This is a genomic window from Thioalkalivibrio paradoxus ARh 1, from assembly GCF_000227685.2.
In the GTDB taxonomy this organism is placed as follows: domain Bacteria; phylum Pseudomonadota; class Gammaproteobacteria; order Ectothiorhodospirales; family Ectothiorhodospiraceae; genus Thioalkalivibrio; species Thioalkalivibrio paradoxus.
Genome location: NZ_CP007029.1, coordinates 717,936 through 735,754 on the forward strand (window position 1 = coordinate 717,936; position 17,819 = coordinate 735,754).

At 65.3% G+C, this 17,819-nt stretch carries 15 protein-coding genes; 4 read left to right on the top strand and 11 right to left on the bottom strand.

What is annotated here, in order from left to right; translation table 11 throughout:
* Nucleotides 1-143 precede the first annotated feature (143 nt).
* The 4 genes from THITH_RS03325 to THITH_RS03335 all read right to left on the bottom strand — a co-directional run bounded on the left by THITH_RS03325 (nucleotide 144) and on the right by THITH_RS03335 (nucleotide 8,947).
* Complete coding sequence (locus THITH_RS03325) at nucleotides 144-3,323, bottom strand: DUF3427 domain-containing protein (protein ID WP_006745915.1); 3,180 nt, start codon at nucleotides 3,321-3,323, stop codon at nucleotides 144-146.
* Complete coding sequence (locus THITH_RS17495) at nucleotides 3,320-3,748, bottom strand: (deoxy)nucleoside triphosphate pyrophosphohydrolase (protein ID WP_006745914.1); 429 nt, start codon at nucleotides 3,746-3,748, stop codon at nucleotides 3,320-3,322. Before THITH_RS17495 ends, THITH_RS03325 begins: the two co-directional genes overlap by 4 nt.
* Nucleotides 3,749-3,829: 81 nt before the next feature.
* Complete coding sequence (locus THITH_RS18980; protein ID WP_006745913.1) at nucleotides 3,830-8,482, bottom strand: DEAD/DEAH box helicase family protein; 4,653 nt, start codon at nucleotides 8,480-8,482, stop codon at nucleotides 3,830-3,832.
* Nucleotides 8,483-8,719: 237 nt separating this feature from the next.
* Nucleotides 8,720-8,947, bottom strand: a complete 228-nt coding sequence (locus THITH_RS03335) for a DUF433 domain-containing protein (RefSeq protein ID WP_006745912.1) — start codon at nucleotides 8,945-8,947, stop codon at nucleotides 8,720-8,722.
* A 136-nt stretch (nucleotides 8,948-9,083) separates the two neighbouring features.
* On the opposite strand from THITH_RS03335, the gene THITH_RS17500 reads away from it, so the two are divergent.
* Nucleotides 9,084-9,248, top strand: coding sequence for a DUF4351 domain-containing protein (locus THITH_RS17500; protein ID WP_084222609.1), 165 nt, complete (start codon nucleotides 9,084-9,086; stop codon nucleotides 9,246-9,248).
* 48 nt (nucleotides 9,249-9,296) lie between these two features.
* Here the strand turns inward: THITH_RS17500 and THITH_RS03345 are convergent, their stop codons facing one another.
* Both THITH_RS03345 and THITH_RS03350 read right to left on the bottom strand, forming a co-directional pair.
* Nucleotides 9,297-9,596: a hypothetical protein gene (locus THITH_RS03345; protein ID WP_006745910.1), complete on the bottom strand. Its 300-nt coding sequence runs from the start codon at nucleotides 9,594-9,596 to the stop codon at nucleotides 9,297-9,299.
* A complete protein-coding gene (locus tag THITH_RS03350) occupies nucleotides 9,593-9,883 on the bottom strand; it encodes a DUF4258 domain-containing protein (RefSeq protein WP_006745909.1) in 291 nt (96 codons plus the stop codon). The genes THITH_RS03345 and THITH_RS03350 overlap by 4 nt, the downstream gene beginning before the upstream one ends.
* A gap of 223 nt (nucleotides 9,884-10,106) precedes the next feature.
* Between THITH_RS03350 and THITH_RS03355 the strand changes: the two genes are divergently transcribed.
* Both THITH_RS03355 and THITH_RS03360 read left to right on the top strand, forming a co-directional pair.
* Nucleotides 10,107-10,736: a transglycosylase SLT domain-containing protein gene (locus THITH_RS03355; RefSeq protein ID WP_006745908.1), complete on the top strand. Its 630-nt coding sequence runs from the start codon at nucleotides 10,107-10,109 to the stop codon at nucleotides 10,734-10,736.
* 122 nt (nucleotides 10,737-10,858) lie between these two features.
* On the top strand, nucleotides 10,859-12,238 hold the full coding sequence (locus tag THITH_RS03360; RefSeq protein ID WP_232222236.1) for an alpha/beta hydrolase family protein: 1,380 nt from the start codon (nucleotides 10,859-10,861) through the stop codon (nucleotides 12,236-12,238).
* 21 nt (nucleotides 12,239-12,259) lie between these two features.
* Here THITH_RS03360 and THITH_RS03365 read toward each other — a convergent pair whose 3' ends face one another.
* The 5 genes from THITH_RS03365 to THITH_RS03385 all read right to left on the bottom strand — a co-directional run bounded on the left by THITH_RS03365 (nucleotide 12,260) and on the right by THITH_RS03385 (nucleotide 15,793).
* The gene (locus tag THITH_RS03365; protein WP_006745906.1) at nucleotides 12,260-12,784 is read right to left on the bottom strand and encodes a hypothetical protein; all 525 of its coding nucleotides are present in this window, start codon (nucleotides 12,782-12,784) and stop codon (nucleotides 12,260-12,262) included.
* Nucleotides 12,781-13,041, bottom strand: a complete 261-nt coding sequence (locus THITH_RS03370) for a hypothetical protein (protein ID WP_025367228.1) — start codon at nucleotides 13,039-13,041, stop codon at nucleotides 12,781-12,783. Before THITH_RS03370 ends, THITH_RS03365 begins: the two co-directional genes overlap by 4 nt.
* A 208-nt stretch (nucleotides 13,042-13,249) precedes the next feature.
* Entirely contained in the window at nucleotides 13,250-14,377 is a 1,128-nt protein-coding gene (locus THITH_RS03375; RefSeq protein ID WP_006745904.1) for an AbrB family transcriptional regulator, read from the bottom strand.
* Between the two features lie 65 nt (nucleotides 14,378-14,442).
* On the bottom strand, nucleotides 14,443-14,838 hold the full coding sequence (locus THITH_RS03380; RefSeq protein WP_006745903.1) for a DUF2237 family protein: 396 nt from the start codon (nucleotides 14,836-14,838) through the stop codon (nucleotides 14,443-14,445).
* A gap of 583 nt (nucleotides 14,839-15,421) precedes the next feature.
* Nucleotides 15,422-15,793: a hypothetical protein gene (locus THITH_RS03385; RefSeq protein WP_006745901.1), complete on the bottom strand. Its 372-nt coding sequence runs from the start codon at nucleotides 15,791-15,793 to the stop codon at nucleotides 15,422-15,424.
* A 247-nt stretch (nucleotides 15,794-16,040) separates the two neighbouring features.
* Here THITH_RS03385 and THITH_RS03390 point away from each other — a divergent pair, with 247 nt between their 5' ends.
* Nucleotides 16,041-17,714, top strand: coding sequence for an NAD-dependent malic enzyme (locus THITH_RS03390; RefSeq protein WP_006745900.1), 1,674 nt, complete (start codon nucleotides 16,041-16,043; stop codon nucleotides 17,712-17,714).
* Nucleotides 17,715-17,819: the final 105 nt, after the last annotated feature.

Below are 17,819 nucleotides of genomic sequence, written 5' to 3' on the forward strand. Positions count from 1 at the left end.
TGGTCGAACACCACGACGCCGCGCCGCTTCCTGAACTGAAAGCCGCACATGCGTCGCCGAGCGAAAGGCAGGCCGAAGACGGTACAAAGATTAGTTAAGTGAGCAACGGCAGGCACGCGGTTTCCATTAGTCGCATGAATCAGTCATGCGGCACGACGACTTACTCGGAGGATGCGAGCTGGCATTGGGTGGGCGAGCCGCCAAATTATGCTCATGGGGTGGCTTCCTTCGTGCCGGTCATAGCGCAACGGGCCACAGAAAAAGAATGGCGCAGTCAGGCCCGCTGGGGTACGCTTCGACGGTCGTAGGAAAAGCATCGGCTGGTAGTCCTGTTTCTGGTGTTGGATGTAACGCTGACCGGTAGCGGAGTCGGGGCCCACGGTGGACTGGCTTTGCCAGTGGAAGAGCCTGTCTGAGATCGCGTAGTCCTCGTACATGGTCGTCGGGGAGAATTCTGTCTCGGCCTTGTCGATGGTCACCAAGAACACATCCATCCGACGTTCTGGCAGGTGTAACACGCCTTCACGGTGGCTGAACGGAGCTTCCAAGCTTCCCCTGCCGAGCGCGAGCAAGATCTGTTCGCGTGTGTAGGTTGCGTGTAACTCCAGTGGCCCCGTGCGGTCTCGGAAGAAGACTTCGCTTGCCGGAACAATTCCGCGGCGGCGAAAGGAGACCACGTCACGTACGTCCAGACTCGATTCGGAGTGCTTACGAGTGAACTCGTCCAGTGCGTTGAAATCGCCGTCGCCGGGCCTTTGACTTCCCCAGAGCACACTGTATGCGAGCTCTAGCCGGATGTGGTCGTCCTCTCCTTCGAATTCCCCGCTGTTGTCGGCGTCTGGTCCCAGTCTGCGAGATAGGGCGTCAAGAATGTTCGTATCGGTGGATATTGCGAGTTGGCGAAGCCCTGTTCTGAGTCCCTTCTCGTAGGGTTCGATTCCGGCTACGTGCTTGCCGCCAGCGGCTTCCAGGAGCCTACTTGGAAGGCCATGGCGCAACAGGAGGTCTGGCTCATCGAAGTGCAGCCAATCCAGCATCTCTTCCAATGTGGGCCGTTTGCCCAGTTGCTGACGGCATTGAGCTAGCTGCTGGATGATCCGAGGCCTTCGCACCAGAAGGTTGTTCCGGATGTTTTCCAAGATGTGCGCTTGGGCCACCCGGTGCAAGTCGATGAGGCATCCGCTCGGCAGCCAGGGGAATCCGGACTCGATCTGTTCGTCGACACGGGTATTGGGTTGGCTGCTCAGCGCTCGAAAGCGGTCGGCATAACGGAACTGTCGGTGTTGAGGTGCGATGAAGTCGAGCACAGTCAGGTGCGGCTTCCCCTCGTGCAGACGTAGACCCCGACCAAGCTGCTGCAGGTAAACGGTCAAGCTTTCCGTCGGCCTCAGCATCAGGATGGTATCCACCTCAGGTATATCGACCCCCTCGTTGTACAAATCCACAGTAAAGATGAAGCGGATCCGGCGCTGGACCAAGTCACGCTGCACGCTTTGGCGCTGCGGTGCAGGACTGTCCGCTGTCAGCGCAGCGGAGGGCATGCCCCACTGAGAAAAGGCTCGGGCCATGAACACTGCGTGCTGTTGACTGACACAGAATCCTAGCCCCCGTAAGGTGTCCGGCTGAGTTACGTAATCCAGAAGCTGGTCTCGAACCCATTTTGCACGGACTTCGTTCGCCCCAAAGACGTTCTCAAGTTCGCTCAGCGCGTAGCCGCCGCGTGTCCATGCAGCGCCAGAGAGGTCGACGGAGTGGTGATCCGGAATTCCGAAGTAATGGAATGGTGCAAGCAGACGCCGATCGATTGCATCCGGCAGACGCATCTCATGGGTAAACCGGCCTCCAAAGTCTTCACGAATGTCTCGGCCGTCAGCACGTTCAGGCGTGGCAGTCAGGCCAAGCAGGATCTGGGGCCTCAGATGGGTCAGCATCGCTTGGTAGGTCGCCGCCTGCGCGTGGTGGGCCTCGTCAAATACCACGTAATCGAAATATCGAGGATCGAGTTCCGATAAACCCCTTGTGTGCCAGCTCTGGACAGAGCAGAAAAGGTGGCGCGACTGCCGCGGCGCAGCGCCCCCAACCAGGAGATCACCGAAGCCATCATCACGCAGGACGTGCCGGAATGCCGCGAGCGATTGGCGTAAGATCTCTTCGCGATGGGCGACGAACAGAAGGGACGGCCTTGTCTCAGGTGCTCGTTGCTCTGCTATGCGTCGGTAATCGAAAGCTGCGACCATGGTCTTGCCGGTCCCAGTGGCAGCGATAACCAAGTGTCGATTGAGGCCAGACCGCCGCTCGCGGTCGATCTCATCGAGTATTTCTTGTTGGAAGGCGTAGGGTTTCAGATCGAAGAAATGCGTTGGCGTCGTGGCCGGGTCTTGGCGGGGGCCACGCTCGATCTCTAGTGCCGCCCTGAGCCGGGGAAGATCACCAGGGGCGAGTGGCTCGAACTCGGCAGCGTCTTCCCAGTGCGACTGGAATGCGGCGGTCACTTGGCGCCAAAGATACGGTAACTCATGCTGACTGATCTTAGCTGTCCATTCCAAGCCCTCATCGAGAGCTACCCGGGAAACATTCGCCGAGCCTACGTACGCGCTCCCGAACGCAGTCAGCCGGTGGAAAAGATAGGCCTTCGCATGTAAGCGAGTGCGATGTGTGTCGTAGGACACACGTATTTCCGTATTAGGGAGGCCAACCAGAAACTCGATGGCTTTGAGATCAGTGGCACCAAGGTACGATGTCGTGGCAACTCTGAGTCGCGGATACCCTCCGTGTGTAGGTGTCTCAGTGAAGCGCCTCAGAGCATCACGCAACGGGCGTATCCCACTCCACTTAATGAAGGAGACGAGCCACTCGGCGCGATCCGAGCTGAGTAGCTCCTTCTGGATCTGGCTGACTAGACTAGGGGAGCGGCCGGAGCCAGTAAGGAGCGCCGATACCGCGAGTGGGGCATCGGGACGAGGAGTGTTCTTTTGCCCGACGATCTGTTGCTCGGGTCTCGCGATTTCGAGCAATTGGCGAAACGGGGGTCGAGGTATATCTTGGGCGAGACCGGACAGAGGGTTTCCAGCAGCCTGCAACGCCGCTGCGAAAAGACTGAGTGCCGCTTCCCATTGTGCCCGTTCTTTTTCCCGTAGCGAGAGGGTAAGGTCAGCTAACGCTCTGGCCAGATGAGCGGTTAGTGCTGGCGCGATCTCCTCTGCCGGAAGGTGTTTACTCCACCGCACGAATTCCAATAGATGGCGTTTGCTCAGCTCCTGCTGTAGCCTCTCTGTGTCCAGTTGCTCGTAGAGCCCGAACCAGTTGTGAGTGTCGTTGGTCATGCTGGTTTGAAATCGAAGATCTTTTCCAGTAGTGGGATATCTGCGGGAGCAATTCGAAGAAGAGCTGTCTCGGTCGATTGAAACCAAGCGACCGTGTCGTGAACGACCAATCGAGAAACCTTATTGCTGATCTCGGTTGATAGTGCGATCAACTCGATGCTGCCCCGGTCATAGTGGTAGATGGTTCGAGCGATCTCCTCACCAACGCCGGCGTTTAACCCAAGTTCCTCGGCGAGTTCACGCTGAAGTGCGCGTGCCAAGGATTCACCGGGTTCGACCTTCCCTCCAGGCAATTCCCACAATCCCTCCAAGTGCTGCTTTGGCGCTCGACGCGCCATTAATACGCGACCGGCGGAATCGCGCACCACAGCACAAACGACCTGTTTGATTGGGATATCTCCGTGGCCCAACTTCTCATCGGCCATGAAACTTGGCTCCCGTACTGCGACTCCTGGGGCATTGGGAGTGATCTAATCCCATTCGCGCTTGATTCGAGCAGTTCATCTTCACGATGCCCGCTGGGTAAACAACCGTACCAGCAACAACGCCCACTGTGTGTCCACCCATCGCGTCGATCCCTTGGGAGTCCCCTCAAGGTACCGTAACCGGTTCACCCTTCGTTCGTCGAGGACGCCGCCGTTGAGGCGAACATCCTCGGCAGCAATCAAGGCCCAGCCGATGTCCTGAAGGGATACGGTCCTCTCGGCGAACCCGCCATCGCCGCCATCAACTCGGAGACCACCGCGTGGCGCCTCGCCCACGATTCGGCAGCGCTTTCCGTCCAATTCAAGCCAGTGGCCATCGTCGGTCTGCGTCACAACGTCGGCCACAAGGTTGCGCGCTCGTTCCTCGGCCTGTGGCGTGAGCTCGCGCGAGGCGCCGTGCCCAGTACCGAAGGCTCGCCAGGTTCGGAAGTCCACCTCGGGCAGGGCCCAGAGGGCTGGTGGTTCCGAGAGCTTTGCCACTCCGCAATATCGCCATGCGGTTTCACCAGCGTCGGGTGCCAAGACGAATGCAGTCTCGCCAGGGCGCCGGTCGTACCAGGCCAGTCGCAGTCGGTCAGGGTTTTCCATACGCGCGTCATCCCCGAGCACGATCCACAGGTGTCCCCGTACGCGCCCGGTGGACGGCGGTGCCGTGATGCCGAACCGCTCGTTCAGTTGTTGGGCGTCGAGCATGGTGCCGACCGGTGGGGCGAGATCCTCCGGTCGGAAGTGCCGGACGACCGTTGCGATGGGAACGTTTCGGCCTGTGGTTTCGAGTGGCGGATGCGCAGGGTTGTCCGATTCCAGGAGCCATGATCCGTCCTTTCGGACCACTCGCTTGATCTGCAGGCCCACCTCTCCGTCAAACTCGGTCTGTAGCAAGGCCACCTTGCCCTCGAGTTCTTTCAGCCTGATGGCGCGAGCGTGGCGGAAGACGACCCAGTCGCCATCGCGGATGGGGTCCGTCCCACCCGCCATGGAATCGCCGGTGGCGCGCAGCGCAAACAGGTTGTCGGCGTGTCCCCCAATGGGAAGTGCGACCTGTTCCGGGGGAGAGGCCACGGCCATGGATTCGAGCAGCGCACCGGCCGCAGCCCGGAGGGAGGCATAGGCTGGGACCATTCCCACGGCTGGAAACTCCAGGATCTGCCCCACCGCCTCGATCTGCCAGCCGTCCGGCGATCGGAAGAAGCGTACCTGGAATGCCGTTCCCGGCCGGCCCGCGGACAGGCCGAACCAGCGGCGCATGAGGTCGGGGAGCTTGTTGCGGTCGGTCCCTGCCGGGCGCGCGACGTTGCAGAATTCCTTCATCAGGCGAAAAGTCCAGACTTCGCCGTTGGGCAACGTCACGTCCGTTTCGCCCTCGGGAACGATGGCATGCGTGCGGCGAGCCGGGAGTTTCAGGATGGGGTCGCGCTGGTTCCAGAGGAGCTTGCAGTGGAAGGCCTCCCCTGTGGCGTCGCCCTGCAGGCGCCGGCGGTATTGGGCGAGCCGGTAATCGACCAGTTCGCGGGTCATCTCGACGAAGGTATCGGAGAATTCCTGTGGAACCGGTAATGCGGGAACCAGCCGGTTTTGCTCCCTCCGGAAAAAGGCGCGACCGTCGCGTCTGAGGCGGCACCACTTGTCGACAGGGTTGCGGTTCCAGTAGGCGAGCCACTTTCTTGGATCCGGGTTTCGCGGGTCCGGGAAGTCCTGGACGCAGTCGAGGTCGCGGCGCAGGTCCGGGGAGCGATCCAGGGTCGCGTAGCTCCTCTGGGCCAAGGTCTCGAGTTCGAGGCCGGTAGTCAAGGCATCCGCTTCGATGAGTGCTTCGAGCATGATCATCTTGTAGGACTTGTTCATGTCCGTCGTTTCAAGCTCGCGGAACCAGCCCCGGCCGTTTTCGAGGCAGAATTTTTCGGCCTCGCTCAAATGCCCCTCGCTGGCCACGAAGTCGAACCAGCCGAGGTATGTGTTCCGCAGCACCGAGGGAGCGTAACCCATGCGGTAGAACTCGCCGATCGTCGGTCTCCGGTCGCGGGTGAGCACGAATTCGCGGTAGGCGCGTTGCACCTCGCTGGGGCCACGGGGCATCAGTGTGCGCAGGAGATCGATCGCCTCGAGGTCGAAGTTCAGCCAGCAGCCCGCAGGCAGTTCTGGGGGCTTCGGATCGTCGAGGAACCGGGCGAGGTCCACGTGCGTGCGTGCGAACGAGAGCAACAGCCTGACGCGGTCGAGGAAGATGCGGTGATTCCCGACGAAGTCGAGGACGACGAGCTTCTCCTTCCTCTCAGCCCGGCGCAGCCCGCGCCCGAGCTGCTGCAGGAACAGGATCTTCGACTCGGTGGGGCGCAGCATCAGGATGGTGTCGATGGTGGGCAGGTCGACGCCTTCGCTGAACAGGTCGACCGAGAAGATGACCTGCAGGCGGCCGTCGGTGAGCCGTTGCAGCGCTTCGCCGCGGCTCAGGCTCGAGCCGCCGTAGACGGCTGCTGTCGCGATGCCTTCGCGCTGGAACTGCGCCGCCATGAACTCGGCGTGGCGGATCGATACGCAGAAGGCCAGCGTGCGCTGCTGGGAGCGTTGGCGCCACTGCTTCAGCGCGTGCCGGGCGCGGGCGAGGGTGGCCAGCTTGTTCGACAGCTGTTCGGGGTCGAAGCGGCCGTTGCGCCAGGGGATCTCGCGGTAGTCGACCGACTCATCCCAAATGCCGTAGTAGTGGAACGGCGCCAGCAGCCCGGCCTCGATCCCGGCGAACAGGTCGCGGGTGAACACGAGGTTGTCGTCGCACAGCGACAGGATGTCGGACTGGTCGGTGCGATCCGGGGTAGCGGTGAGGCCGAGCAGGAAGCGCGGGTCGAAGTGGCCGAGCAGGCTTCGGTAGGTGGGCGCGGCGGCGTGGTGGAATTCGTCGATCACGATGTAATCGAAGTGGTCGGGCGGGAAACGCTCGAGGTGCGTGCTCTTGCCGAGCGTCTGCACCGAGGCGCAGAGCACGTCGACCTGCGCGTCGCGGGTCTGGCCCATGTAGAAGCCGATGCGGGCCCGGGTGCGGATGCGCGCGAAGGTGTCCGCGGCCTGGTTCAGGATCTCCTCGCGGTGGGCGACGAACAGCACGCGCCGGGCGCCCATGTGTTCGGCGTCGAAGGCGGCGAGCCAGGTCTTGCCGAGGCCGGTGGCGAGCACGACGAGGCCGCGCCGGTAGCCGTCGCGCCGGGTGGCTTCGAGTGCGGCGAGGGCTTCGGACTGGATCGGCGTCGGTTTCGGTGGCGGCTCGGTTTCCTGGCTGCCGGGGGCGATCGCGCGCGGCGGCGGGACGCGGCGCTTCTCGTAGGCGTCGATCCAGTCGTCGGTGAGCGGGATGGTGCGCGGGTCGCGGAAGATCTCCTCGAAGCGGGCGCGCGCTTCGAGGAAGCCGTCGTCGCCGGGGTACTCGACGCGGTAGTTCCACTCCAGCCCGTCGGTAAGCGCCTGGCGGCTGATGTTGCTGGAGCCGATGAACGCGGTGCCGCGCAGCTGGTGGTTCGCGCCGAAGCGGGCGAACAGGTAGGCCTTCAGGTGGAAGCTGGTGGCGGCGGCGCGGAAAACGCGGACCTGCGCGCCCTGTTCCTGCAGCAGCATCAGCAGGCGCAGCGCCTCGGGGTCGGTCACGTCGAGGTAGTCGCTGGTGACGATGCGGATGCGGGCCGGGGGGCGGGTGGGCGGGTCATCGCGAGGGCCGGAGGCTCGATGCGATCCCGGCGGCGGCTGGACTGCCACGTCGGCGATGCCTCCTCGCAGTGACGTCCGGACACCTCCACTGTCATCGCGAGGAGCGGAGCGACGTGGCGATCCATGCGGCGTGGATGTGTCCGGCTCTGCATGGGTTGCCGCGCTGCGCTCGCAACGACGGGTCTCGTGGTTCCGGGGGCGCTCAAGGATGTTTGGGGTCTGGGCGCGGTCGGGGCTCAGTGCGGCCTGCAGGTCGGGCAGCAGCATGCGCAGGCCGGTGACTTTCACGAAGCTGACGGCGAAGTCGATTTCGTCGGCGTGGGCGATCGCGTCGCAGAGTTGCGTTTGGAACGGGTTGGTCGGGTCGCCGGTTACGAGCCGGGCGGCGGGTGCGGTTTCCCGGCGCACGAGCGCGTTCAGCCAGGTTTCGGAGTGGTCTAGGCGTTCATCCGGGGTGAGCCAGCAGTCAATCGCGGCGATTTCCTGCAGCGCGGCCAGCCAGTGGGGCAGGCGCGTTTCGGTGGCGTCGGTGAAGTGGCGGCCCTCGGCGTCGACGCGCTCGCCGTCGCCGTGCTTCAGGCTCAGGTACAGCACGCCGTCAGGCTTCAGTGCGGCCCAGAGGCGTTGCAGCGCGTTCCGGAGTTCCGCCGCGGGGAGGTGCAGCAGGCTGGCGCAGGCCCAGATGCCGTCGTAGGCGGCGTGCTCGTCGAGTTCGTCGAAGCGCTGCACCTGCACCGGCTGGCCAATGCGCTCGGCCGCGAGCCGGGCGATTTCCGGGGCGGCGTCGAAGGCGCGTACGCGGTAGCCCTGCTGCAGAAAGGCGAGGCTGTCGCGCCCCGATCCGCAGCCGGCGTCGAGGATGAAGCCGCCGGCGGGGATTTCGGCCAGGAAGCGTTCACGCAGCGCCGACAGGTCGACCCCCACGGTGTCCGCGACATACCGCGCGGCATTCCGGTCGTAGTAGCCGACCGTGTCGGTCATAGGTGGTGGGTTCCCCTGCCCATGGGTCGGGAGTATAGGGGAGGGGGTGGATCAGGGGGTGAGCCGGACCCACTCGAAAAACGCCCGCGGTTCCTTCACGGCGCGCTCCGCCTTGGCTCGCAGGCGGCTCGCGTTCAAAACAGAAGGCCTTCCTCTTCGACCGCGTTGAGAAGCCCTTCAGAGCGTCGGCGAGCAGGGCGACAAGCCGTGGGCTGAGGTTTTCGTCGAGCGGGAGTTTCACATCGCGGGGGAGATGGCCAGCCGCCGCTCGCGGGCGGCCGCGAATGCAAGCACCGCGCGGATATCTTCGGAGCTGAGATCGGGGAAGTCGTGCAGCAACTCGGCCTCGGACATCCCGCCGGCCAGATACTCGAGCACATCATAAACGGTGATTCGGGTGCCCCGAATACACGGCTTGCCGCTGCGAATCGACGGGTCAACGACGATTCGGTCTTCCAGGTTCATGATGCTGGCACTCGCGTCGGCAAACAGAGCTTGCCGGCAGTGTAGCAAGCCATAGCAGCTTCATTGCCCCGGATGTCGGCCCGCCAGCACTTCGACAGCCCGAACCTGGTCGCCCGGCTGAACCACTTCAAAGGGTATTCGGCAGGGTGAGGCGCACATGCTGCTGAGGTTGCTGACCTTGCGCTTCGGAGTTCTGCCCCAGGGCGCCCACGAACACGTGGAATCTGCGGATGCCGATACGTTGCTGCGTTGGTCCGAGCGTGTGCTCACCGTAGCGACGCTGGACGAGGTCTTCCGATAGCCGCTCGAGCGCGTGCAGGGTGGCCGCGGCACCGGGTCGGGCAGGACTTCAGTCCGTTTCCTTCAGTGTTCCCGATGCGTACTGATGGATGATCGAACTCACCAACGTCTGGTAGGGCATGCCCTTGCGCAGCGCGATGGCCTTGATGCGCTGGATGTCGCGTTCCTGGAGGCGGACGGTGATGGCTCGCTTCCTCGACGTATCGGAGGCGGCTGCCTGCCATTCGGCGACCCGTGCGGCGCGGTCGGGGTCCGGCTGGAACTCACCGCGTTCTGCGGCCTCGATCACGGTTCGCTCCTCGTCGTCCAGGAACGGCGCGTCATGGCCCGTGTGCTTGGCTTTCTTCATGCTTCTCGTCTCAGCAGGTATTTCTTCTGGTAGATCCGGCTCCGGTAGATGGTCTTCAGGAACCGCCGGTTGCCTTCCTGAACGTAGGGTACGACACAGGCGTAACCGCTGATCTCAACGACCAGTATGCGCTGATGACCGTACCGGGAGGGGTTGGGGTGAGCCTCGTCAGCCAGGATGCGACCGCTTTCAATCGCTTCCAGCACATCCTCGAAGCCGATGCCGCGTTCATCCAGCAGCCTTTGATTCTTCTCGTCGTCCCATTCGATCCTGGCCGGTTCGTACATGCGGATCGAATATATCCGATGTACATTCAATGTCAATAAGCGGATGCCATGTCCGGGTTGGATCGCCCAGTCGGTACTGTCCTGGTGGTGTCCACCCTCGGTGGCGAACGTCCTCGCCCGCGGTTATCGCCCCGTGGTGCATCCGAGCGCCGGCTTGGTAAGCTGAAGGCAGGCCTCCAGACGTAGCGGGACCATGCAGATGCGATTTCCACGCAGGGCCACCATGGTTCGTACGCTGCTCGTGCTGGGGCTGATCGGGCTCACGATTGCCGGTTGTGCGACGCTTGGACCCGCTCCGCCGCCCCAGCAGGACAACCTGTGCGAGATCTTTAGCGAGCATCCGCGCTGGTATGACTACGCCCGGGCCTCCGAGCGGGAGTGGGGTACGCCGATTGCGATCCAGATGGCCTTCATCCAGCAGGAGTCGTCGTTCCGCAGCCATGTGCGGCCGGATCGCAAGCGTCTGCTCGGGATCATTCCCTGGCGACGCCCCTCTTCGGCCTACGGGTACGCGCAGGCGCAGGATCCGGTCTGGGGCGAGTATCGCGCGGAGGCCGGCAGTCTGACCGCGCGGCGCACGCACATGAAGCACGCCACCGACTTCATCGGCTGGTACAACGTTCGCACGAACCGGATGACCGGGGTGTCGCTGCAAAACGCCGAGCACCTCTATCTCGCCTATCACGAGGGCCAGGGTGGCTACAATCGCGGCACCTGGCGCGGCAAGCCCGGGGTGCAGCGGGCGGCACGCCAGGTCGCCCAGCGCGCCGCCCGCTACCAGAGCCAGCTGGATGCCTGCGAATCCGAGCTCCGCTGCCGGCGTTTCTACCAGTTTGCTCCGTTCTGCCGCTAGTCGGCCATGCGCTCGGATCTGCGGCCGAAGGCCTTTTGCGCCTGCGTTCACGACAGTCGGGCGGGTGATGGGGGCGCAGGGGCGGTCGCTCGCAGGCGTTTGCGTGCAGATCGGGCGCTGCGATGCAAACCGGCGGTATCGGCAGCCGCGCGATCGGCGGGGCGATGATCCCTCGGCGGCGAGCGTTGCGCGCGCTGTCTACAATCACGGGCGATCTTGAAATCCGGGAGGTTCCGGATCCTTATCGGAGGGGGATGGGCATGGGGAACGTCGAACGCAGCGCCACGCGAGTCCAGGGGTTTCCTTCGGGGGAGCTGGATTTTCAGCTGATGCGTGTACTCGGTGCGTGCAGCTCCGGGGGCGGCAGTCCTGGCGAAATCATGGCGGCACGAAGCCGTGTTGCTGATCACGACCCTGCTCGGTGGCCGGAGGCATTCGCGGCCACCGCCGACAATCTGCTGGAAAAGGCCGATGTTGCGATGGCCAGGGGACACGGCGTGTCGGCACGCGGCCATCTGCTGCGGGCGGCGAACTATTTTCGTTCGGCAGAGTACTTCTCGGACCCCTATGGCGCCGAGGCACAGCGGCTGGGCTTGGCGAGCAGGGATGCCTTCGTGCGCGCGGCCGCGCAGTTGCCGTTCGTCGTCCAGCCGGTGGATATTCCGTTCGAGGGAGCGGAGCTGCCTGGGTATCTCGTTGTGCCTCCGGGCGTGTCCGGGGCGAACAAGGCGGTGATCTGCATGACCGGGTTCGATGGCACGGCCGAGGAGCTCTATTTCGAAACTGCCTTTGACGCGGTTCAGCGGGGGTTCACGGTACTGATTGCCGAAGGGCCTGGCCAGGTCGGGACCATGCGTCGTTATCCGGATTTGGTCTTCCGGCCCGATTACGAAACGCCGGTCGGTGCCATCGTCGATTTCGCACTGTCGTGCCGAGAGATCGACCCGGACCGTCTCGCCCTGTACGGAATCAGTTTTGGTGGCTATTTCGCCACCCGTACAGCCGCATACGACGGGCGCATCAAGGCGCTGATCGCGAACGCGCCGATCAGCGACATGCACGCCTATCTGTCAGGCTTGGCCTCGGCCGGCTTCGGGATGGACGCGAGCGGTGGGGATATCCGCCTCGACGAGATCGATCAGGTTCCCGCCGACGTTCTTCCGACCACCACCAGGCTCGCTTTCAAGGCGGTGTGTCGCCGCTACGGCGTCGCCAGCTTCAGCGAGTGGATGGCCGCGCTGAAGGCGTACCGCGTCGAGGATCTGAGTCTCATCGGCTGCCCGTCACTGGCACTCGGCGGGGCAGGTGAGGGCGATGAAACGCTGCGGCAGATCGAGGCATTTGCCGCGTCCGTCACGGGGCCTGTCACCACGCGGATTTTCGAAACGCGGGAGGGGGCCGACATGCATTGCCAGATGGGCAACTATCCTCTTTCCAATGCGGTCGTGTACGACTGGCTCGACGAAACCTTCGGGAAATCGTCCGCAGCGACGCGCCGCTAGCCGGTCAGGCGATCATCGGGATCAATGCACGGTGCCGCCGCCGTCGCCGGGCTCGGCCCGCTGCGGCAACAGTTCCGCGAACCCTCCGGAGGACTCGGTGAAGAGCCGGAAGCGCGGTTCGTCGAAGGTCTTCTTGCGCTTCGAGACACCCTTAGGCTTCATCTGGACTTGCGCGACCCAGGATCCCTGGCGGGTTTCCAGTGCGAACGAAACGAATTCGACGGCATGCGGCGACGCCTCGATCGATCCGAACTGCTCGAGGATCGCCTCGTACCGGGCCGCCTTGTCCGGCGGCAAACCCCAGGCTTCCATGATGGTGAAGACGAAATCGGCGTCTTCCTGGTGGGCCGCCTGGCGCACGCGTCCCGCCGATGTGTCGTCGACGTCGCCGTCCGCAGTGCTGAGCAGCACGATGCTGATCGAACGCCTCTCGGACGACCCGACGAAGGCGATGGGCCGCAGGCTTTCGCCTTCCTCGAGCAGGATCCGTGCCCGCTTGATCAGCGGCCCGATCATCTCCTGGTAGGCCTCGGGAATCGCGCTCACGGCCTGCCCCCGGCCATCGGCAGCGCCATCGGGAAGCCGCGCTCGAGGCGGGTTCCGCGACGCATCTGCCGGAGGAGCCCGCTGGTCCCTGCGGCCGCGGCTTTCCGGGGCGGTTCGGTCCGGTGGCCGGTCACGTCGGCGATCGCGGCCATCTCCAGGATCTCCGCGCCGGATGCCTGCCGACCCGGCGCAGGCGCGTATGGGTGGAAGTCCCGGACCGGAATCTGCCGGATTTCGGATGCGTTTCGTTCTGTCATCGGGTGTCGTTGCGGCAAGGGCCTACTGGAATGATGGGCCCGAGTCTACACGATGAACCGAGGCGCTGACGGGAAGCCGGGCGGCGGCGGTCGCCGAGCGGTCGCGTGCACGCCTGTTCTCCGGTCGATGGTTTGCGTTCGATCCGGTGCGCTCGGCTTTCGCTGCGCAGCGACTCTCGGGGCGGGAACGCCGGTTCCCGGCGCGCGTTCACCGGGGGCCGTTGCGCCAGCGGTGAACGAGGTACCGGTCGAGGACGAGGAACACCGCGGGAGCGGCGAGCATGATCACGGTGATCCGCAACACCTGCAGCGTCGAGACCATGGCCGTGTCGATGCCCAGCGACAGCGCGATCAGTCCCATCTCGACCAGCCCTCCCGGCACCAGGGCCAGCAGCAGGCCGGCCGGTTCCACGCCCACGCGTTCCGCGAACACGATCGCGGCCAGCCACGACAGCACCATCATGATCACAGCGGATCCGCTGCCGACCAGCAAGTAGGGCCAGACCCGCCGCACCGATACGCCCGCAAAGCGGGCGCCCAGAGCGGTGCCCACGACCACCTGCGCCGCGGCGATCAGTTCGAACGGGGGCGTTGCCGCGGTCCAGCCGGCCATGTGCACGCCGGCGCTGAGCGCCATCGGCCCGACCAGCGCCGCAGCGGGAAACCGCAGGAATCGGGCCGCCATGTACCCGATCACCGCGCAGCCGGCCATCAGCAGGCCATCGACCAGCGGTGTCTCCAGCAGGCTGGCCGCGGCCGGGGGCAGGGTGGGGACGTCCAGTCCTCCGAGGACACGGAACTGGAACGGGATCACCGCGACGATGACCACGATCCGGGTTGCGTGCATCAGCGCGATGACGCGGGTGTCGGCGCCGTGGGATTCGCCGGCCAGGGTCATTTCGGTAATCCCGCCCGGTGCGCCGGAGAAGTACGCGGTGACCCGGTCGATTCCGAAACCATAGCGAAGAAAAGCCACGGCCAGCGCCATCGTGACGACCAGAAAGCCGAGCAGCACCAGCACCACGCCGCTCCACGCAGCGATCTGGTCGGCAATCTCCGGGGTGAACGCGGAACCGAGCATGACCCCGAGCACCGCGACCATGACCGTGCGCAGCGGCGCCGGAACGGCGAGCCGGGCGCCGCCGAGGCTCGCGACCGTGACCGCGATCAGCGCGCCGAGCATCCAGGCCAGCGGTGCGCCGGCGAACGCGAACACCGCACCTCCCGCGATGCCGATCCCCAGGCCGGCCAGGGTGCGGGCAGCGGTGGCCTGCAGCGGGCCGCCGACGTCGTCGGTGAGCGGGGCGAGGGGACCGAGCAGGCTCTTCCTGCGCATGCATCTGCCTTCTGGGTTACCGGCCGGGGCCGGGGCTGGTGCCGCGTCCCAGCCCGAACCGGCGGTCAGGAAAGGTCGATGGCGTGGCGTTTCAGATCGTCGAGCTCGACGATCTCCAGGGCGTTGCGGTGGGTGGCCATCAGCACGACGCGCGGTGCGGCGCCGGCGTCCAGTGCTTCCTTCCAGCGTGCGGCACACAGGCACCAGCGGTCGCCGGGTTTCAGGCCGGGGAAACCGAATTCCGGCACGGGCGTCGACAGGTCGTTGCCGCGGTGTTTCGAGAACTCCAGGAACTCGGCGGTGACGCGCGCGCACACCACATGACGCCCGAGATCGTCCGGGCCGGTGGCGCAATCGCCGTCGCGGTAATAGCCGGTCACCGGTGCGCCCGTTGAACAGGGCGCCAGGGGCTGGCCGAGCACGTTCAGAGCCGGGTCTCTGCCGGGTGGTCCGCCGTCCATCGCAGGTTCCTCGCGGGATGGGTGAGGTGTGCCGCGGAGTATACGGGGGCTACCCGGGAGCGGAGAGTAGGCCCGCAGATCGGGTGGCTTCCAGCTGCATGCGGCTGGCGGGGCACGAACCGCCCCGCCCGGGTGGGCCCGCCCGGGTGGGCCCATGCGGGTCACTTTCCGGTGCGCCCCGGACCCGGACGGCGCTGATCCCGTCAGCGTGAAAGTCACGGCCTGTCTCGTGTCCCGGGCGACCCGTAGGGCGGAAGAGCGCAGCGTCATCCGCTGTACGGCGTTCGCAGTGCCCAGGCGCCCGCGGCAATCCGAGCGCCAGCTGGCGGATGACGGCCTTCGGCCTTTTCCGCCCTACGCCTCTTTCATCATCGGGGGTGGCCGCTGGCCATGACAGTTAGCGCAATGTGCCGAAAAGCTCGCGCAGACCCGTAGGGCGGAAGAGCGCAGCGTCATCCGCCGTAAGGCGTTCGTAGCGCCCAGGCGCCCGCGGCAATCCGAGCGCCAGCTGGCGGATGACGGCCTTCGGCCTTTTCCGCCCTACGCGTCTTTCATCCTCAGGGGTGGCCGCTGGCCATGACAGTTAGCGCAATGTGCCGAAAAGCTCGCGCAGCATCAGCCTCAGCCGTTCCTCGCCCTTCACGTCGATGGTGGCGCCGGTGACCGGGTTGCCGGTCAGCGAGAATTCCACCGGCACCCGCTCGCCTGTGGGTGTCAGCACCACCGCGCTCCCGGTGCGGCGTCCGCTGAGGAGCCAGCCGTCCATGCCGACCGCCGCGATCTCGACCTGCTGGCTGCGGCCCTCGCTCAGCAGCTCGGTGAGCCCGGCCTTTACGTCCTGAGTGACGAACCATTCGCCGCCGACATAAAGACCGGCCACCAGCAGCACCGCGACGACGGTTCCGACGAGTCCGCCGCCCGTGCTGCGTTGGCCGTTCAGTCTTGTCGCATCCATTGGGTTCCCCCGGTTGAGTTTGGGATGGTTTTGCCAGGCACTGCCATTGTGCGCCGAGCCGGTGCCGCGGCGAAAGGCTGCAGCTGGCGGGGGCATCACGCGGGTGCCGCTCCGAGGGGCGCGTCGTGCCGGTTGACCCGCCCAAGCATGCAACCGGATACTGCAACAATTGATGGCGGGGCACGGGATCCGGATCGCCGCAGCCTCCCAGGAACCCCCGGTTCCCGGCCCGCCGAGGATGACGTTGATGCCGCAGCAGACGACCGGTGGGGTGCTGCCGGGGCCGCTACCCGAATGGTTCCCTCGGGGCCTTGCCCTGCTGCGGGATCCCGCGCTGAACAAGGGCTCCGCCTTCAGCGAGCGCGAACGCGAGGTGCTGGGCCTGCGTGGCCTGCTGCCGCCGCACGTGTCGACCCAGGAGCAGCAGGTCGACCGTGTGCTGGAGAATTTCCGGCGGCTCGATTCCCCGCTCGAGCGCTACATCATGCTCGAGAGCCTGCACGACCGGAACGAGGCCCTGTACTTCCGGGTCATCATGGAGCATCCGGACGAGACCATGCCGGTGATCTACACGCCGACGGTTGGGGTCGCCTGCCAGCAATACGGTCACATCTTCCGCAGCCCGCGTGGGCTCTATGTCTCCGCGCAGGATCGCGGGCGCGTGGCCGAGGTGATGCGCAACTGGCCGTACCGGGACGTGCGCATCATCGTGATCACCGATGGCGAACGCATCCTGGGTCTCGGCGATCTGGGGGCAAGCGGCATGGGCATCCCGACCGGCAAGCTGGCGCTGTACACCGCCTGCGCAGGGGTGCATCCGCGACGCTGTCTGCCGGTGATGCTCGATGTCGGCACCAACAACGCGTCGCTGCTCGAGGATCCGCTCTACCTCGGGCTGCGGCAGCGGCGTCTCACCGGCGCGGCCTACAACGATCTGATGGCCGAGTTCATTGCGGCCGGTCAGGAGGTGTTCCCGGGCGTCGTGATCCAGTTCGAGGATTTCGCGAGCCACAATGCCTTCCGTCTGCTGCGCGCGTATCGGGAACGCATCTGCTGTTTCAACGACGATATCCAGGGCACCGCGGCGGTGACGCTGGCCGGGGTTCTGTCGGCGCTGCGGGTTACCGCTCGGCCGCTCTCTGAGCAGACCTTCCTGTTCCTGGGCGCGGGTGAGGCCGCGACCGGGATCGCGGACCTGTTGGTGTCCGCGATGGTCGCGGACGGTCTCGACGAGGCGGCCGCGCGCGGGCGCTGCTGGATGTTCGACTCGAAGGGCCTGGTCGTGCGCGAGCGCGGCAACCTGGCCGAGCACAAGCGGCCGTACGCCCACGCCCATGCTCCGGTGAGCGATTTTGCGGCGGCGGTCGAGGCGCTGCGGCCGACCGCGATCATCGGCGTCGGGGCGGTGGCGCAGGCGTTCACCCGCGAGGTGATCACGGCGATGGCGCGGATCAACGAGCGTCCGATCGTGTTCGCACTCTCCAACCCGACCTCGAAAGCCGAGTGCACGGCCGAGCAGGCCTATGCCTGGTCCGAGGGTCGGGCGCTGTTTGCGTCCGGCAGCCCCTTCGATCCCGTGGTCCTCGATGGCCAGCGTTTCGTGCCCCGCCAGGGGAACAACTCCTACATCTTCCCGGGGCTGGGGCTGGGGTTGATCGCGGTGCAGGCCCTGCGCGCCACCGACGCGATGTTCATGGCGGCTGCGCGTGCGCTGGCGGACAGCGTGCAGCCCGCCGACCTCGAGCAGGGAAGCCTGTTCCCGGCGCTTTCGCGGGTGCGCGATGTCTCGGTCGGCATTGCGGCCGAGGTGGCCCGGGTCGCGTTCGCAGAAGGTCTGGCCGGCATCGACCGCCCGCAGGATCTGACGGCGTTCGTGCGGGAACAGATGTACGAACCGCGCTACGTCAGCTACGTGGACTGACCGGCTGCCGCCGCCTGCCGCGGGCCGTGACGCCGGTCTGCCGACCCGAATGGCCCATCAGAACCGGGGGTTGCCCGGTGAGCGGGCGGTACCTAGAATGCGCGG

Coding starts and splice junctions, on each gene's coding strand:
- THITH_RS03355 (WP_006745908.1), top strand. CDS start 10,107: ATGGTTCGTACGCTGCTCGTGCTGGGGCTGATCGGGCTCACGATTGCC.
- THITH_RS03380 (WP_006745903.1), bottom strand. CDS start 14,838: ATGGACGGCGGACCACCCGGCAGAGACCCGGCTCTGAACGTGCTCGGC.
- THITH_RS03390 (WP_006745900.1), top strand. CDS start 16,041: ATGCCGCAGCAGACGACCGGTGGGGTGCTGCCGGGGCCGCTACCCGAA.
- THITH_RS03335 (WP_006745912.1), bottom strand. CDS start 8,947: ATGAACCTGGAAGACCGAATCGTCGTTGACCCGTCGATTCGCAGCGGC.
- THITH_RS18980 (WP_006745913.1), bottom strand. CDS start 8,482: ATGACCGACACGGTCGGCTACTACGACCGGAATGCCGCGCGGTATGTC.
- THITH_RS03375 (WP_006745904.1), bottom strand. CDS start 14,377: ATGCGCAGGAAGAGCCTGCTCGGTCCCCTCGCCCCGCTCACCGACGAC.
- THITH_RS17495 (WP_006745914.1), bottom strand. CDS start 3,748: ATGGCCGATGAGAAGTTGGGCCACGGAGATATCCCAATCAAACAGGTC.
- THITH_RS03360 (WP_232222236.1), top strand. CDS start 10,859: ATGCAAACCGGCGGTATCGGCAGCCGCGCGATCGGCGGGGCGATGATC.
- THITH_RS03370 (WP_025367228.1), bottom strand. CDS start 13,041: ATGACAGAACGAAACGCATCCGAAATCCGGCAGATTCCGGTCCGGGAC.
- THITH_RS03345 (WP_006745910.1), bottom strand. CDS start 9,596: ATGAAGAAAGCCAAGCACACGGGCCATGACGCGCCGTTCCTGGACGAC.
- THITH_RS03325 (WP_006745915.1), bottom strand. CDS start 3,323: ATGACCAACGACACTCACAACTGGTTCGGGCTCTACGAGCAACTGGAC.
- THITH_RS03350 (WP_006745909.1), bottom strand. CDS start 9,883: ATGTACGAACCGGCCAGGATCGAATGGGACGACGAGAAGAATCAAAGG.
- THITH_RS03385 (WP_006745901.1), bottom strand. CDS start 15,793: ATGGATGCGACAAGACTGAACGGCCAACGCAGCACGGGCGGCGGACTC.